This is a genomic window from Paracoccus subflavus (genome assembly GCF_004310345.1).
GTDB classification, from domain to species: Bacteria; Pseudomonadota; Alphaproteobacteria; order Rhodobacterales; family Rhodobacteraceae; genus Paracoccus; species Paracoccus subflavus.
Genome location: NZ_SISK01000013.1, coordinates 26,226 through 41,561 on the forward strand (window position 1 = coordinate 26,226; position 15,336 = coordinate 41,561).

The window sequence follows — 15,336 nt, forward strand, 5'->3', positions numbered from 1 at the left end:
ATTTCCAGTTGGTATCGTCCTTGTCCATGCCGACCCTTGTTGTGACCATTCCCGACGATGCGCCCCAGCGGCTTGATAAGGCGCTTGCCCTTGCCGTGCCAGAGGATGCGGCCCTGTCGCGGTCGCACCTGGCGCGGCTGATCGCGGATGGCGCGGTCAGCGGCCCCGACGGGGTGGTGCGGGACGGCAGGGCACGGGTTCTGGCCGGACAGGACTATACCATTGCGGTCCCCCAGCCCGAAACCGTCGAGGCACGCCCGGAAGCCATTCCCCTGGTCATCGCCCACGAGGACGACGACCTGATCGTCATCGACAAGCCCGCCGGGATGGTCGTCCATCCCGCGCCCGGATCGCCCCGTGGCACCTTGGTCAACGCGCTGCTGGCCCATTGCGGCGACAGTCTGTCGGGGATCGGCGGCGAACGGCGGCCCGGCATCGTCCACCGGATCGACAAGGACACCTCGGGCCTGTTGGTCGTGGCCAAGTCGGACCGCGCCCATCACGGCCTTGCCCGTCAGTTCGAGGCGCATACGGCCCAGCGCCGCTATCTGGCCCTGGCCCACGGCGTGATCGACGGGGCTGACCCCCGCCTGCGCGGCACCCCGGGCGTCAGCCTCGAGGATGGCGCCGTTCTGAAGATTGCATCGGGCCTGGCCCGCCACGCCACCGACCGGCAGCGGCAAGCAGTCTATTTCGACAAGGGACGCCATGCGGTGACTCGGGCCCGAATGCTGGAACAGTTTGGCCGTCCGCCGGCCGTCATGCTGGTCGAATGCCGGCTGGAAACGGGTCGGACCCACCAGATCCGCGTCCACATGGCCCATGCGGGACTGGGCCTGATCGGCGATCCGGTCTATGGAGGCGCCCGGCGCGCCTCGGTCCGCGCCTTGGGAGCGGCGGCGGAGGCCGTTGCAGCCTTTCCCCGGCAGGCGCTTCACGCCGCGCATCTGGGCTTTGACCATCCCGTTACCGGCAGGCCGCTGGCCTTTGACAGCCCTCTGCCCCCGGACATGCAGGCCCTGCTGGACCGGCTGAGAGCCGTGCCATGACGGGAACGTGATCCGGCAGGCTTTTCCTGCCCGGCGTTTCCCGTCAGGATAAGATACGATCCCCGCAACGGGACTGTTTGCCGCAGGGGTTCTGCGGAACCTTGCAAAGGCAGCGACGTTTTCCGACCATTTGCGAAAGGCCACGATCATGGCAAGCTATGGAAACCTTCCCGCGCCCAGTCCCGAACAGGGCCTGAACCGCTATTTGCAAGAAATCCGCAAGTTCCCCCTGCTGGAACCGGAAGAAGAATACATGCTGGCCAAGGCATGGGCCGATCACCAAGACAGCGAGGCTGCGCACCGGCTGGTGACCAGCCACCTGCGCCTGGCGGCCAAGATCGCCATGGGCTATCGCGGCTATGGCCTGCCGCAGGCCGAAGTGATCTCCGAGGCGAATGTGGGGCTGATGCAGGCCGTCAAGCGGTTCGACCCGGAAAGGGGATTCCGGCTGGCGACCTATGCCATGTGGTGGATCCGCGCCTCGATCCAGGAATACATCCTGCGGTCATGGTCTTTGGTCAAGATGGGCACCACTAGCGCCCAGAAAAAGCTGTTCTTCAATCTGCGCAAGGCTAAATCCAAGATCGGTGCCCTAGAAGAAGGCGACCTTCGCCCTGAAAACGTCGCCCAGATCGCCAATGACCTGAACGTGACCCAGCAAGAAGTGATCGAAATGAACCGCCGCTTGTCGGGGGGCGATGCATCGCTGAATGCCACGGTGGGTTCGGGCGAGGGCGAGTCGAGTTCGCAGTGGCAGGACTGGCTGGAGGACGAGGATGCCAACCAGGCCGAAGCCTTTGCCGAGTCGGAGGAGCTGGACACTCGGCGCCGGATGCTGATGCAGGCCATGGACGTGCTGAACGACCGCGAACGGGACATCCTGATGGAACGGCGCCTGCGCGACGATCCCCTCACGCTCGAGGATCTGTCGGCGCGTTATGACGTGTCGCGCGAACGCATCCGCCAGATCGAGGTTCGGGCCTTTGAAAAACTTCAGGACCGGATGCGAGTCCTGGCCCGCGACAAGGGAATGCGCGTTCCCGAAGGCGTCGCCTGAGCCTGCAAGACGGCTGCGATACGGCTGCGATTGACCTGCACCTGCCGCGCGTTATGGTCGGCTCAAGCATGGCGGACCAGACCCGATGACGGCGCTTAAGCAATTTCAACGGCTCGAGGCGCAGGGATCATGGCGCGCCGCGCCCGACGGTCCGGCGCGCGACGTGATCGTGTCGCTGGGCGACGCCACGTTGGTTCTGTCGGATCCCGCCACCGACCAGCCTCTGTCGCACTGGTCGCTGCCCGCTGTGGTGCAGATCAACGACGCCAGAATTCCGGCAATCTATGCGCCAGGGCCCGAAAGCACGGACGAAACGGTTACCATCGACGATCCGCTGATGATCCAGGCGATCGCCCGCGTCCGGGGCGCCGTGGCAAGCCACCGGTCCCACACGGGCCGTTTGCGCAACAGCCTTGCCGTGCTGGGCATCCTGGGGGTTCTGGGAATCCTGACCCTGTGGCTGCCCGACGCGCTTGTCGCCCATGCTGCCCGCATCGCCCCCCCCGCGCAGGCGCGGGACATGGGCATTGCGATCCTGGCTGACCTGGAACGCGATGCGGGGGCGGTCTGCACCCGTGCATCCGGACAGGCGGTGCTGGATCACCTGGCCCCGATCCTGCTGACCCCAGAGGCCGTCATTCGCGTGCTGCCCGAACCGCTGGGTGGCGCGCGGCGATTGCCTGGCGACATCTATGTGATCGGGAACGACCTCTTGCGCGCATCCCCCGGACCCGAGGTCGCCGCGGCCCATCTGGTTGCCGCACGCCTGGCAGTCGAGGAGGCCGGCCTTCGTGCGGCTGCCATGGAACACGCCGGTCTGCTCGCATCGCTCCGACTGATGACGCTCGGCCATCTGCCGCAGTCGGCGATGTCCGGATTTGGAACGGCGCTGCTGTCCCGGCCTGCCCCCAGGCCCCAGGACACCGCGCTGCTGGCGGCCCTGGCGGAACGCCAGATCCCGGCGGAACCTTACGCCCGGTCCCTCGACCCGACGGGACAGTCGGTCCGGGCGCTGATCGACGGGGATCCCTTGGCCAACACCTCCACCGCGCGCCCCCTTCTGAACGATGAGCAATGGCTTGCCCTTCAGCAGATCTGCGCGGGCTGACCACGCACCCGGCGTTTTCGCCGTTGCACGCAGGCCGGGCTGGCGCTATGCACGGCCCCAGGCACCCGTAGCTCAGCTGGATAGAGCGCTGCCCTCCGAAGGCAGAGGCCAGGGGTTCGAATCCCTTCGGGTGCGCCAATTTTCGCAAGCATTCCTGATTGGGCGATGACAGGCCCTCCCTTATCCGGGCGGCAGTCGCTTTACCATGTCAGGACTCAGACCGGGGCCAAGGCGCAGGCCCGACCGCCGGGGGCAATCGGCGTGCAAGATCGGGCTGCCCGCCCGTCCACAAAGATTCAGGCCGATATTGCGGCGGGATGAGGCCCGAGGGCCATCACAGGCATCTTGATAGGTCCCAGATTCCTGCTTTGGCTGGAAAACTGCAGTTCTCCGGGAAATCTGTCAGCGCAGCCATTTTCGGAAATCGGCCAGCACCTGCTTATAAACCTCGCGTTTGAAGGGCACGATGTTTTCCAGCAAAGCGGCCGATGGCATCCAGCACCATTCCTCGAACTCCGGGTGATCCGTATCAATCCGAATGTCGGCGTCCTGCCCCAGAAACCGCATCAGCACCCATTTCTGGCGCTGGCCGCCATAGCGACCCTTCCAGACCTTGCCCAAGAGTTCGGGGGGCAGGTCGTAATAGACCCAGCCAGGGGTTTCCCCCAGCACCTCGACCTTGTCAGAAGAAACGCCGGTTTCCTCGGCCAGTTCGCGCAGGGCGGCCCCACGGGGATCCTCGCCCTCGTCGATTCCGCCCTGGGGCATTTGCCAGGCGCCGGGCATGTCGATGCGCTGGCCTGCAAAGACCAGCCCCTCTGCATTGATCAGCACCACCCCCGCGCAAGGCCGGTAGGGCAGACCCCCCGGCCCTGTCCGTTCCCCGTCAGCCATTCGTATTAGCGGCCCCAGACCCTTCGGTGCCCGATCCCTCGCCGGTCACGGCAGGGGTGGCACTGGGGGGCACCTGATCGGCCTGGAAATCGACGGCTGCCAAGCCCTTCAGAATATCGACCGCATAGGCCATTTGATAGTCTTCCTCGCGCAGCTTGGCGGTCGCCTCGACTTCGGCGGCTTCGTCCTCGATCTGTTGCTTTTCGTCGTCGCTCACGGAATCGTTGTTCAGCGCGCCCCTCAGGTCGGCCTCGGAGCGGCCGAAATTCGACTGGCTGCGCGGGCCTTCCTCCTCTTCCCCCGATTCGGGAGGGGGGGCGGGCTGGGCCACCAGGATGTCGGGCTGGATGCCCAGCGACTGGATCGACCGGCCCGAGGGCGTGTAGTAACGCGCCGTGGTCAGCCGGATCGCGCTGTCGGCCGTCACTGGCATGACCGTCTGGACAGAACCCTTGCCAAAGGTCTTTTCGCCCACGACGATCGCGCGGCGATGGTCCTGCAGGGCACCCGCGACGATTTCGGATGCACTGGCAGATCCGCCGTTGGTCAGCACCACCATCGGCTTGCCCTGCGCCAGATCGCCCGGCTCGGCGTTCCAGCGTTCGCTTTCCTCGGGGTTGCGGCCCCGGGTGCTGACGATTTCCCCGGCGTCCAGAAAGGCATCCGACACGCTGATCGCCTGGTTCAAGAGCCCGCCCGGATTGTTGCGCAGATCCAGCACAAAGCCCGTCACCTTGTCGATGCCGCCGGCATCCTTGACGGCCGTTTCCAGTTCCGATTTCAGCGTGTCATAGGTTTCGTCGTTGAAGGTGGACACCCGCAACACGACCGAACTGCCCTCGACCCTTGTTTTGACCACGGTCAGCTTGATCGTATCGCGCATCATGGTCAGGTCGAACGGCTCGGTCTCGCCTTCGCGCAGGATCGTCACGGTGATCTCGGACCCCACGGGGCCGCGCATCATGTCCACCGCATCGTCCAGGGTCAGGCCCATCAGCGATTCGCCGTTCACATGGGTGATGAAATCGCCCGTCTTGACCCCCGCCTGTGCCGCGGGCGTGTCGTCGATGGGGGATACGACCTTGACCAGACCGTCTTCCTGGCTGACCTCGATCCCCAGGCCGCCGAAACTGCCGCGGGTCTGGGTCTGCATGTCCTGGTAATCACTGGCCGACAGGAAGCTGGAATGAGGGTCCAGCGACGTCAGCATCCCGTTGATCGCGGCCTCGATCAGTTCCTTGTCGTCGGGCGCCTCGACATAATCGGCACGCACCCGTTCAAAGACGTTTCCGAACAGTTCAAGCTGCTCGTAGATCGTCGCATTGCTGCCACTTTCCTGGGCCACCAGAGGCCCGGCGATCTGGGTGGTCAGCAAAGCCCCGGCCAGAACGCCGCCTGCGCCCGCGATCAGATAATGTTTCATGTCGGCCTTTCCTGCCTTCAGTCCTGTTGGGGCTCCACGACGGGATTCAGCACGAACCAATCCGCCGGGTCCAGTGTTTCCTGTCCCTTCCGCAGTTCCAGATACAGGGACTCGGTCTGCCCTGCATAGCCGCCAAGGGCGGCGTCGGCCACGAACTGCGCGCCGAATTCCTGTGCCGGTGCCTCGGACCCGCCCATCAGGCCCAGGGGATCGCCCGCTCGCAGCACGTCGCCCACCTCTCCGAAAACCTGCGCCATGCCTGCAAAGACCAGAAGATAACCGCGCGCGGGCTCGATGATCATCACATTGCCGTAATCCAGCAAGGGCCCGCGATAGCGGATTGTCGCAGGCCAGGGCGTCGTTACCAGGGCGGAGGGGGGTGTTGCAATCACCCAGCCCGGCCGTTCGACGCCTGCCGCGTCAGGCTGGCCGTAAAGGCGCAGGACCGTTCCCGCCACCGGCAGGGGCAGGCTGCCTTGGGCGCCCTCGAAATCCTCCATGGGCGGGCCGACATCCAGTTGCAGCCGGGAAACGCCCGCCGCGAATTCGTCCAGCGATTGCGCGGCATCGTGCAGCTTCTGCATCTCGGCAGGCGCGTCGGCATAGCGCACAGGCAGGCTGGACCGGTCGGTGACGGCACTGGCCAGCAGGCGCCGCGCCTCCTGCACCGAGGCAAGGCCCGCATCAAGCATCTGCGCCGCCCCCGCCTGCAAGTCGCGCACCTTGGCTATTTCGGCCAGATCCGCGCCCAGCCGTTCGGCCTCGGCGCGCAGGCCGGGGGTGATGTCGGCCAGGATCATGCCCGACCGGGCATTGGCAAGCCCCCCTGCGGGATGCAGCAGCAGGGTGGTTTCGGGCGACTGCCGCATTGCCGTCATCGCCCCCAGGACCGAGGCCATTCGCCCCCGCTGCATCTCGAACCCTGCGCGCAGTTGCGCCTCGCGGGCGCTGGCTTGGCGCAGCCCGTCGCGCAGGGCGGCAAGGCCCCCTTCGTATCCCCGGATCACCTCGGTCAGGGCGACGACCTGATCGTCGGCGGTCAGCGCCTCGGTCAGCTTGGCGACCGCGGCCCGCAACTGTGCGGCAGCGTCCTGGGCCTCGGACACGGCGATATCGACAGAAGGATCGTCCTGGGCCGACAGGGGGCCCCCGGCGACCAGGGCGGCAAGGATCAGGGGAACAAACAGTCTCATGCGGCCACGATCAGGCTTTCGCCGGTCATCTCGGCCGGCTTCGCCAGTCCCATCAGGTGCAGCACGGTCGGCGCAAGGTCGGCCAGCCGCCCGTCGCGCAGCCGCGCCCCCGCCGGGCCGCCGTACACGATCACCGGCACGGGATTGGTGGTGTGTGCGGTATGGGGGCCGCCGCTTTCGGGGTCGATCATCGTTTCGCAATTGCCATGGTCGGCGCAGATCACCGCCGCGCCGCCGGCCCGATCCAGGGTGGCCAGCATCCGGCCCAGGCCGCGATCCACCGCCTCGCACGCCAGGGCGGCGGCGGGCAGGCTGCCGGTATGGCCCACCATGTCGGGATTGGCGAAATTGACCACGATCAGGTCGTAGCCGGCGCCGATCACCTCGACCAGCTTTTCGGCGACCTCGTCCGCGGCCATTTCGGGGGCCAGGTCATAGGTCGCGACCTTGGGGCTGGCGGGCATGAAGCGGTCCTCGCCGGGTTCGGGGGCCTCGGCCCCGCCGTTCAGGAAAAAGGTGACGTGGGGGTATTTCTCGGTTTCGGCCAGGCGGAACTGGCGCAGCCCGTGTCGGGCCACCCAGGCGCCCAGCGTATTGACCACCTGCCGCTTGGGATAGGCGGCGGCCATGTATTCGTTGTGGCGGCTGCTGTAATCGACCATCCCCAGAAGCGCCGCCCATTCGGGCCGGTCGCCGGTGTCGAATTGCGCGAAGGCCGGATCGGCCAGCGCTGCCAGGATTTCCCGCGCCCGGTCGGCACGGAAATTCAGGCAGAAGAACCCGTCCCCGTCCAGGGCCCCGTTATAGCCGTCGATGACGAAGGGCTGGATGAATTCGTCGGTTTCGCCCTGCCCATAGGCAGCGGTGACGGCCATATCGGCGGACGGCGCAGGCCTTCCCTGTCCTGCAACGATAGCGCGGTAGGCCCGTTCCACCCGTTCCCAGCGGTTGTCGCGGTCCATGGCGTAATATCGCCCGATCACCGTGCCGATCCGTGCGCCTTCGGGCAGGTTGCCCTGCAACTCGGTCACAAAGCCCATGGCCGATTTCGGCGGCACGTCGCGCCCGTCGGTAATGGCATGGACCACGACAGGCACGCCCGCCCCGGCCACGGCACGGACGGCGGTCTGCATATGGACGACATGGCCATGGACGCCTCCGTCGGACACGATGCCCATCAGATGCGCCGTCCCCCCCGTGGCCCGCAGCCGTTCGACGAAACGGACCAGGCCCTCGTTGCCCACGAAGCTGCCGTCCTCGATCGCCAGATCGATCTGGCCCAGATCCATCGCCACCACGCGGCCCGCGCCGATATTGGTGTGGCCGACCTCGGAATTGCCCATCTGGCCGCGCGGCAGGCCAACGTCGGGGCCGAAGGTGGTCAGCGTCGCGTGCGGGCAGTCGCGCAGCAGGCGGTCGAAATTCGGCGTTGCCGCCTGATCCGGCGCGCTTTGTTCGGGGCGGTCCGAGATGCCCCAGCCATCGAGAATGCACAGGACCACGGGTTTCGTCATGTCTGCCTCGGGTTGAACTTGCGCCTTGTTACGCATGTGCGAAGCCTGCGGCAACCGCAGAAGCCGGGGCCGCTTCGCTCCCGCCCTCCCCATTCATTCCCGATGATAAGGAGAGCCGGCAAGGATCGTTGCCGCGCGATACAGTTGTTCGGCCAGCATCACGCGCACCAGCATGTGCGGCCAGACCATGCGGCCCAGGCTGACCTGCCAGTCGGCGCGGGCGCGCAACGGCGGGTCCAGCCCGTCGGCACCGCCGATCACGAAGCAGACATCGCGCGCCCCGTCGCGCCAGTCCGCCAGCCGATGCGCGAACTGCGGCGAGGTCGGCTGATCGCCCCGCTCGTCCAGCGCCACGAGGACGGAACCCTGGGGGATCGCCCGTGTCAGAACTTCGGCCTCGGCTGCCATGCCGCCACCGCGCCTGTCCTCGACTTCCGTAAGGGTGGCGGGCGGCAGGCCCGTACTGCGTCCGGCGCGGGCGAAACGGTCCAGGTAATCCATGACCATAGACGCCTCGGGGCCCTTGCGCAGCCGACCGACCGCGACAATGTCGATTCGCAATAAATACGGTCCCGCTCAGACGGCCGGACGGGAATGGTCGCGAACGCGGCCAAGCGCCTCGACCGGCATCCACATCTTTTCAAGCTGATAGAACTCACGCACCTCAGGCCGAAAGACATGGACGATGACATCGTCGGTGTCGATCAGCACCCAGTCGCCGGTGTCCTTGCCCTCGATCCGGGGGGTGCGGCCGGTGATCTGCTTCATGCGTTCGGCCAGCTTTTCCGCGATGGCGCCCACCTGACGCGCACTGCGGCCCGAGGCGATCACCATGTGATCGGCCATGGCCGACCGCCCGCGCAGGTCGATGGTGACGACATCCTCGGCCTTGTCATCATCAAGCGAGGACAGGATGCGGGCAAGGATCTGGTCGCTGGTCAGATCATGCCCGGCGGCGGTCGCTGCCGGCCCCGTGGCCGGCGAGACGTCTTGTGACAGGGTTATATCCTCCGGTCAGCGCGCCGATCGCCCCCGGCGCAGGGGTTGCACCAAAGATAGCAACTTTTCCGACCTTCTCAATGTTCCCTGCCTGATTCCGTGTTTTCGGATTGGACAACCCCGGTGCGCACCAGCAGTGACGGGTTCATCACGCGCACCTCGCGCTGCGGGAAGGGGATGGTGACGCCATTTTCCTTGAAGGCGTCCCACAGCGCCAGATAGACCTGCCCGCGCACATTGGTCAGCCCGCCCGCCGCGTCGTCGATCCAGAAGCGCAGGACGTAATCGACGGAACTGTCGCCGAATCCCGTGATCCAGCAGACCGGCGGCTTGTGCGACAGAACCCGGCGGACCTTTTGCACCGCCTCGATGGCGATGGCGCTGACCTTGTGGGGATCGTCGTCATAAGACGTGCCGAAATTCAAATCCAGTCGCACGAAGTCGTTGGTATGCGACCAGTTGACGACTTGGCCCGTCACCAGATCCTCGTTGGGAATCAGGTATTCCTTGCCGTCGCGCGTGACCACGCTGACATAGCGGGCCCCCAGTTCCTCGATCCAGCCGAAGGTGTCGCCCAGGCTGATGACGTCGCCGGGCTTGACGGACTTGTCCAGCAGGATGATCACCCCCGACACCAGATTCGAGACGACCTTTTGCAGGCCGAATCCCAGCCCCAGGCCGATGGCGCCGGAAAAGACGGCAAGCCCCGTCAGGTCGAAGCCCGCGGCCCGCAGCCCGACGACGATGGCCAGTCCGAACAGCACGATCTGCAACAGCTTCGCCGTCAGCACCCGCGTGGTGGGAGAGATGTCCTGATTCTGCGCCAGCCTGCCAGAGATGACACGCGACAGGACGCGCGCGCCCGCGATCATCAGCCCCAGCACCACCAGCGCCTTCAGCACCGTCAGCGCGGACAGCCGCAACTCGCCAAAGGTGATGGCCATGCTGTCCAGGAAATCGCCGGCGGGCGCCGTCAGGTCCAGCAGGAACAGCGTGACCCAGATCCAGGCACCCCAACTGGCGATTCGGCGCAACAGGCGATTGCCGATCAGGCGCATCAGGAAAAAGATCGCCAGCCACGCCGTCGCGATCGAGGCCGCCAGCGCGATCAGGTTGCTGCGCGAGGGCCAGGTGACTTCCCGCATCACCAGCACCACGGCCCAGGCCAGCAGGACAAAGATCATCAGCCCCAGCCTGCGCCCGATCAGCACCCCCAGGCGCAGCCGCCATTTCGGCCAGGTTTCGCGCGACCGCAGCCAGCGGTCCCAGAACCGCGCAGCGATTCGGCCCAGCAGCCAAGATGTCAACGCCAGCCCGACGATGGCTGCCAGTTGGTAGAGCCGGGCGGGAAGCACCATGATCCTGACGAAAAGAACGATGCGCGACCACAATCCCTGTGCGGCATCCATGATGTCGGGTCCGACCGGCTCCATCCGTTCTTCCTTCACTGTCGCGAATCTTGCAACAACGCGGAAAGGCGCCTAAAAGATCGGCCATGTCCGGGTTCATCTATTTCGACATCCACGACCGCGCCCGCCTGCCCTCGCGGTTCTTTGGCGAAACGCGCGGCGTGACGGCGCGACTGTGACGGGCTGCGGTCCTGCCGCAGCCGAATGCCGTCCGTAACGCATCACAGCCGAAAGCCCACAGCCATGACAACCGAATCCAAGCCCGTGTCCGCGCGGACGCTTTACGACAAGATCTGGGACGCCCATGTGGTGGACCGTCAGCCCGACGGCACCTGCCTTTTGTATATCGACCGGCATCTGGTCCACGAGGTGACCAGCCCGCAGGCCTTCGAGGGGCTGCGCATGACCGGACGCCAGGTCCGGGCGCCCGAACGCACCATCGCCGTGCCGGATCACAACGTGCCCACCACCTGGGACCGCGAACAGGGTATCGAGAACGAGGAATCGCGCATCCAGGTCGAGGCGCTTGACAGGAACGCCCGCGAATTCGGCGTGGTCTATTACCCGGTCAACGACATCCGCCAGGGGATCGTGCACATCGTCGGTCCCGAACAGGGCTGGACCCTGCCGGGCATGACGGTCGTTTGCGGCGACAGCCACACCGCCACGCATGGGGCCTTTGGGGCCCTGGCCCACGGCATCGGCACCTCCGAGGTCGAGCATGTGCTGGCGACCCAGACCCTGATCCAGAAGAAATCCAGGAACATGAAGGTCGAAGTGACGGGACGCCTGGCCCCCGGCGTCACCGCCAAGGATGTGGTGCTGGCCATCATCGGCAAGACCGGCACGGCCGGCGGCACCGGCCATGTCATCGAATACTGCGGCGAGGTGATCCGCAACCTGTCGATGGAAGGCCGCATGACCATCTGCAACATGGCGATCGAAGGCGGCGCCCGCGCGGGCCTGATCGCGCCCGACCAGACGACCTTTGACTACGTCAAGGGCCGCCCCCATGCGCCGAAAGGCGCCCAGTGGGAAGCCGCCGTTGCCTGGTGGAAAACGCTGTTCAGCGACGAAGGCGCCCCCTGGGACAAGATCGTCACCCTGCGGGGCGAGGATATCGCGCCCACCGTCACCTGGGGCACCTCGCCCGAGGATGCGCTGCCGATCACCGCAACCGTTCCCGCCCCCGAAGATTTCACCGGGGGCAAGGTCGAGGCCGCGCGACGCTCGCTGGAATACATGGGCCTGACTGCCGGGACGCCCCTGACCGGCATCGCCATCGACGCGGTGTTCATCGGCAGTTGCACCAACGGCCGGATCGAGGATCTGCGCGCCGCCGCCCAAATCCTGCGCGGACGCAGACTGGCCCCCGGCGTGCGCGGCATGGTCGTGCCGGGATCGGGCCTGGTGCGCGCCCAGGCCGAGGAAGAAGGGCTTGATGCCATCTTCAAGGATGCGGGTTTCGAATGGCGCCTTGCGGGCTGTTCGATGTGTCTGGGCATGAACCCCGACCAACTGGCCCCCGGCGAACGCTGCGCCGCGACCTCGAATCGCAATTTCGAGGGCCGCCAGGGATATAAAGGCCGCACCCACCTGATGTCGCCCGCCATGGCGGCGGCGGCGGGGGTGGCCGGGCATCTGGTGGATGTGAGGGAACTTGCGACCGAGCCTGTCTGAGGGGGGGCCGTGCAGGTTCCTGGCATAGACGGCTGCAAGGGGGGATGGATTGGCATCCTGACCGATCCTTCCTTTTCTGCGCCCCGGGCAATCGGCACCTGCCTGGCGGGCATGATCGCCGGCAGCATGGCCGAGGTGGTGGTGACCGACATGCCCGTCGGGCTGAGTGCGACGGAATCGCCGCGCCGCTGCGATGTCGCGGCGCGCGGCGTGCTGCGGTGCAAGGTATCCCCGGTGTTCAACACTCCGATCCGCCCCGTGCTGGAAGCGGTCAGCTATGACGATACCTCGGACATCAGCCGTCGGGTGACGGGAAAGGGACTTTCGCGGCAGGCTTGGGGCATCCTTCCCAGGATACGCGAAGGCCATCCCGAATTGTCCTTTGCCCTGGCCGATCACGGGCAGCCCGTTCCGGCATCCAAAAAGTCCCGCAAGGGCCAGCCTCTCCGACTTCAAATCCTGTCCGGGGCGGGATTTCGGATCGAGAATCTCGACCTGGCCAATCTTCCGCCCCGGACTGCTCTGGACCACCTGATCGACGCTGCCATCATGGCTTGGAGCGCGATCCGCCTGGCCGAGGATCGTGCCTGCCTCTTTCCCGACACGCTTCTTTGCGACGACCATGGCCTGCCCATGCAGATGGTCGCCTGAACCCATCCACAAAGGACACCGAAATGGACAAGTTCACCACCCTGACCGGGATCGCGGCGCCCATGCCGCTGGTCAATATCGACACCGACATGATCATCCCCAAGCAATTCCTCAAGACCATCAAGCGGTCGGGCCTGGGGGTCAATCTGTTCGACGAGATGCGCTATGACCGCGACGGGGCCGAGATCCCCGATTTCGTGCTGAACCAGCCCGCCTATCGCGATGCGCAGATCCTGGTGGCGGGCGACAACTTCGGCTGCGGGTCGTCGCGCGAACATGCGCCCTGGGCGCTGATGGATTTTGGCATCCGCTGCGTGATCTCGACCGGCTTTGCCGACATCTTCTTCAACAACTGCTTCAAGAACGGCATCCTGCCGGTGGTCCTGCCGCCAGAGGCCGTGGAGGTTCTGATGGCGGACGCGCGAAAAGGCGCGAATGCCCGCATGACGGTCGATCTGGAAAGCCAGACGGTGACGACATCTGACGGGGTATCGTTCCCGTTCGACGTCGATCCGTTCCGCAAGCACTGCCTGCTGAACGGTCTGGACGACATCGGCCTGACCATGGAAAGGTCGCCGTCCATCGAACGGTTCGAAACCCGGATGGCGCAGGCCCGTCCCTGGGTCTGACCGATCCGTGTGACCTTGAAAGGCCGGGCCATGGGTCCGGCTTCTGCATGTCCCGCACCGGGCAGCGGCGCATAGTCTTTCTAACGCGCCAGTCCTGAATAGTATCGTTTGCCCCCCAAGGCCGGCCCCGCACCGCCTGATCTGGGCCGGATCGACGGGCGAAAAGTGGGCCGGTCTTGGCAGCGTCGCGTGCAGGCATTTCCAAGTGGCTGAAAACACACCGACAACGCAGGGCTTTCCCGAAATTTCCGGGTTTCCGGGAGGATGTCGGACGCGTTGACCGGATGGGAAAAGGGTGTCACGTTCGCGTCATGAAAATGTTGCGTTCGCGTCATCATGGGCCTTTACGCCCGTCGGAACCGCAACTCCATAAGGGGGGACCATCATGAACCGACTTCTTTCCGTATCCGCAGTGGCGCTGATTGCGTCGCTGTCGGCAGCCCAGGCGCAGACCGAAATCCAGTGGTGGCACGCCATGGGCGGCGAACTGGGCGCCAAGCTGGAAGAAATCACCAAGGGCTTCAACGACAGCCAAGATGAATACACGGTCGTACCGTCCTACAAGGGCACCTATCCCGAAACCATGACCGCCGCGATCGCCGCATTTCGTGCGCAGGAGCAGCCTGCCATCGTCCAGGTATTCGAGGTCGGAACGGGCACGATGATGGCCGCCGAAGGGGCCATCGTCCCGGTCCATCAGATGATGGAGGAACAGGGGGCGGCCTTCGATCCCGCAGGCTTCCTGCCCGCCGTGGTCGGATATTATACCGACACCGAGGGCAACATGCTGTCGATGCCCTTCAACAGTTCGACGCCGATCCTGTATTACAACAAGACCGTGTTCGAAAAGGCCGGCCTTGATCCGGAAACCCCGCCCAAGACCTGGGCCGAGATGGAAGAATTTTCCAACAAGATCATCGAATCGGGCGCGGCTTCCTGCGGCTTCACGACCGGCTGGATCAGTTGGATTCATACCGAGAACCTGTCGGCCTGGCACAACCAGCCGATCGGCACCGAACAGAACGGGTTCGGCGGCACCGCGGCCCGTCTGACGCTGAACGGGCCGGTGCAGGTCAAGCATTGGGAAAACCTGAAACGCCTGTCCGACGAGGGCATCTTCAAATACGGCGGCCCGGTCGGCGGCGACAACGCGCCGCCCATGTTCTATTCCCAGGAATGCGCAATGATCATGAACAGCTCGGCCAGCCGGGCGGGCGTGATCGCCAATGCCACCGACTTCGAGGTGGGCTACGGGATGCTGCCCTATTACGACGATGTCGAGGGCGCGCCGCAGAATTCCATCATCGGCGGGGCGACGCTGTGGGTGCTGTCGGGCCGTCCGGATCAGGAATACGCGGGCGTCGCCAAGTTCTTCGAATACCTGTCCTCGCCCGAGGTTCAGGCCGACTGGGCGTCCTTCTCGGGCTATCTGCCGATCACGCAGGCGGCCGCCGACGAGATGGCCGGGTTCTATGCCGAAAATCCCGGCGCCGATACCGGGATCAAGCAGATCACCCTGAACGAGCCCACCGAAAATTCGAAGGGCCTGCGGTTCGGCAATTATGTCCAGATCCGCGGCATCATCGACGAGGAGTTCGAGCAGCTTCTGTCCGGGTCGAAGGACGCGCAGGGCGCACTTGACGCCGTGGTCGAACGCGGCAATGCGCTGCTTGAAGAGTTCGAGGCCCAGAGCCAGTAATCGACACATCGGGGCCGCGTATCGCCGCGGC

The 15,336-nt window shown here is 65.5% G+C and carries 14 protein-coding genes and 1 tRNA gene; 8 read left to right on the forward strand and 7 right to left on the reverse strand.

The annotated features are described in order from the left end of the window. Nucleotides 1–26 precede the first annotated feature (26 nt). From EYE42_RS14250 to EYE42_RS14265, 4 genes are all read left to right on the forward strand, one after another. Nucleotides 27–1,049 (forward strand): RluA family pseudouridine synthase, encoded by a 1,023-nt coding sequence (locus EYE42_RS14250; protein ID WP_130991992.1) that lies wholly within the window; start codon nucleotides 27–29, stop codon nucleotides 1,047–1,049. A 148-nt stretch (nucleotides 1,050–1,197) separates the two neighbouring features. After that, nucleotides 1,198–2,106: an RNA polymerase sigma factor RpoH gene (gene rpoH / locus EYE42_RS14255; protein WP_130991993.1), complete on the forward strand. Its 909-nt coding sequence runs from the start codon at nucleotides 1,198–1,200 to the stop codon at nucleotides 2,104–2,106. Nucleotides 2,107–2,191: 85 nt separating this feature from the next. Then, the gene (locus EYE42_RS14260) at nucleotides 2,192–3,214 is read left to right on the forward strand and encodes a hypothetical protein (RefSeq protein ID WP_130991994.1); all 1,023 of its coding nucleotides are present in this window, start codon (nucleotides 2,192–2,194) and stop codon (nucleotides 3,212–3,214) included. Nucleotides 3,215–3,275: 61 nt separating this feature from the next. Continuing rightward, nucleotides 3,276–3,352: transfer RNA gene (locus tag EYE42_RS14265), tRNA-Arg, on the forward strand. Nucleotides 3,353–3,616: 264 nt separating this feature from the next. On the opposite strand, the gene EYE42_RS14270 is transcribed toward EYE42_RS14265, so the two are convergent. The 7 genes from EYE42_RS14270 to EYE42_RS14300 all read right to left on the reverse strand — a co-directional run bounded on the left by EYE42_RS14270 (nucleotide 3,617) and on the right by EYE42_RS14300 (nucleotide 10,670). Further along, on the reverse strand, nucleotides 3,617–4,108 hold the full coding sequence (locus EYE42_RS14270; RefSeq protein ID WP_130991995.1) for an RNA pyrophosphohydrolase: 492 nt from the start codon (nucleotides 4,106–4,108) through the stop codon (nucleotides 3,617–3,619). After that, on the reverse strand, nucleotides 4,101–5,531 hold the full coding sequence (locus EYE42_RS14275) for a S41 family peptidase (protein WP_130991996.1): 1,431 nt from the start codon (nucleotides 5,529–5,531) through the stop codon (nucleotides 4,101–4,103). Before EYE42_RS14275 ends, EYE42_RS14270 begins: the two co-directional genes overlap by 8 nt. A gap of 17 nt (nucleotides 5,532–5,548) precedes the next feature. Beyond that, a complete protein-coding gene (locus EYE42_RS14280; protein ID WP_130991997.1) occupies nucleotides 5,549–6,724 on the reverse strand; it encodes a murein hydrolase activator EnvC family protein in 1,176 nt (391 codons plus the stop codon). Then, entirely contained in the window at nucleotides 6,721–8,238 is a 1,518-nt protein-coding gene (gene gpmI, locus EYE42_RS14285) for a 2,3-bisphosphoglycerate-independent phosphoglycerate mutase (protein ID WP_130991998.1), read from the reverse strand. The genes EYE42_RS14280 and gpmI overlap by 4 nt, the downstream gene beginning before the upstream one ends. A 93-nt stretch (nucleotides 8,239–8,331) precedes the next feature. After that, on the reverse strand, nucleotides 8,332–8,799 hold the full coding sequence (rlmH, locus tag EYE42_RS14290; protein WP_130991999.1) for a 23S rRNA (pseudouridine(1915)-N(3))-methyltransferase RlmH: 468 nt from the start codon (nucleotides 8,797–8,799) through the stop codon (nucleotides 8,332–8,334). A gap of 15 nt (nucleotides 8,800–8,814) precedes the next feature. Beyond that, nucleotides 8,815–9,237, reverse strand: coding sequence for a ribosome silencing factor (gene rsfS, locus EYE42_RS14295; RefSeq protein ID WP_170309514.1), 423 nt, complete (start codon nucleotides 9,235–9,237; stop codon nucleotides 8,815–8,817). A 77-nt stretch (nucleotides 9,238–9,314) separates the two neighbouring features. Continuing rightward, nucleotides 9,315–10,670, reverse strand: coding sequence for a mechanosensitive ion channel family protein (locus EYE42_RS14300; RefSeq protein ID WP_130992001.1), 1,356 nt, complete (start codon nucleotides 10,668–10,670; stop codon nucleotides 9,315–9,317). Nucleotides 10,671–10,889: 219 nt separating this feature from the next. Between EYE42_RS14300 and leuC the strand changes: the two genes are divergently transcribed. The 4 genes from leuC (at nucleotide 10,890) to ugpB (ending at nucleotide 15,305) form a co-directional block, all read left to right on the forward strand. Continuing rightward, nucleotides 10,890–12,326, forward strand: coding sequence for a 3-isopropylmalate dehydratase large subunit (gene leuC, locus EYE42_RS14305; protein WP_130992002.1), 1,437 nt, complete (start codon nucleotides 10,890–10,892; stop codon nucleotides 12,324–12,326). Between the two features lie 9 nt (nucleotides 12,327–12,335). Then, the gene (locus EYE42_RS14310; protein ID WP_130992003.1) at nucleotides 12,336–12,977 is read left to right on the forward strand and encodes a DUF429 domain-containing protein; all 642 of its coding nucleotides are present in this window, start codon (nucleotides 12,336–12,338) and stop codon (nucleotides 12,975–12,977) included. Nucleotides 12,978–13,000: 23 nt separating this feature from the next. Further along, on the forward strand, nucleotides 13,001–13,606 hold the full coding sequence (gene leuD / locus EYE42_RS14315) for a 3-isopropylmalate dehydratase small subunit (protein WP_130992004.1): 606 nt from the start codon (nucleotides 13,001–13,003) through the stop codon (nucleotides 13,604–13,606). A gap of 385 nt (nucleotides 13,607–13,991) precedes the next feature. Continuing rightward, entirely contained in the window at nucleotides 13,992–15,305 is a 1,314-nt protein-coding gene (gene ugpB / locus EYE42_RS14320) for a sn-glycerol-3-phosphate ABC transporter substrate-binding protein UgpB (RefSeq protein WP_130992005.1), read from the forward strand. The last annotated feature ends 31 nt before the right edge of the window (nucleotides 15,306–15,336 follow it).

Bases quoted from the DNA above. Each gene is read 5' to 3' on its own strand.
- EYE42_RS14250 (WP_130991992.1), top strand. From the start codon at position 27: ATGCCGACCCTTGTTGTGACCATTCCCGACGATGCGCCCCAGCGGCTT.
- rpoH (WP_130991993.1), top strand. From the start codon at position 1,198: ATGGCAAGCTATGGAAACCTTCCCGCGCCCAGTCCCGAACAGGGCCTG.
- EYE42_RS14260 (WP_130991994.1), top strand. From the start codon at position 2,192: ATGACGGCGCTTAAGCAATTTCAACGGCTCGAGGCGCAGGGATCATGG.
- EYE42_RS14270 (WP_130991995.1), bottom strand. From the start codon at position 4,108: ATGGCTGACGGGGAACGGACAGGGCCGGGGGGTCTGCCCTACCGGCCT.
- EYE42_RS14275 (WP_130991996.1), bottom strand. From the start codon at position 5,531: ATGAAACATTATCTGATCGCGGGCGCAGGCGGCGTTCTGGCCGGGGCT.
- EYE42_RS14280 (WP_130991997.1), bottom strand. From the start codon at position 6,724: ATGAGACTGTTTGTTCCCCTGATCCTTGCCGCCCTGGTCGCCGGGGGC.
- gpmI (WP_130991998.1), bottom strand. From the start codon at position 8,238: ATGACGAAACCCGTGGTCCTGTGCATTCTCGATGGCTGGGGCATCTCG.
- EYE42_RS14300 (WP_130992001.1), bottom strand. From the start codon at position 10,670: ATGGAGCCGGTCGGACCCGACATCATGGATGCCGCACAGGGATTGTGG.
- leuC (WP_130992002.1), top strand. From the start codon at position 10,890: ATGACAACCGAATCCAAGCCCGTGTCCGCGCGGACGCTTTACGACAAG.
- leuD (WP_130992004.1), top strand. From the start codon at position 13,001: ATGGACAAGTTCACCACCCTGACCGGGATCGCGGCGCCCATGCCGCTG.
- ugpB (WP_130992005.1), top strand. From the start codon at position 13,992: ATGAACCGACTTCTTTCCGTATCCGCAGTGGCGCTGATTGCGTCGCTG.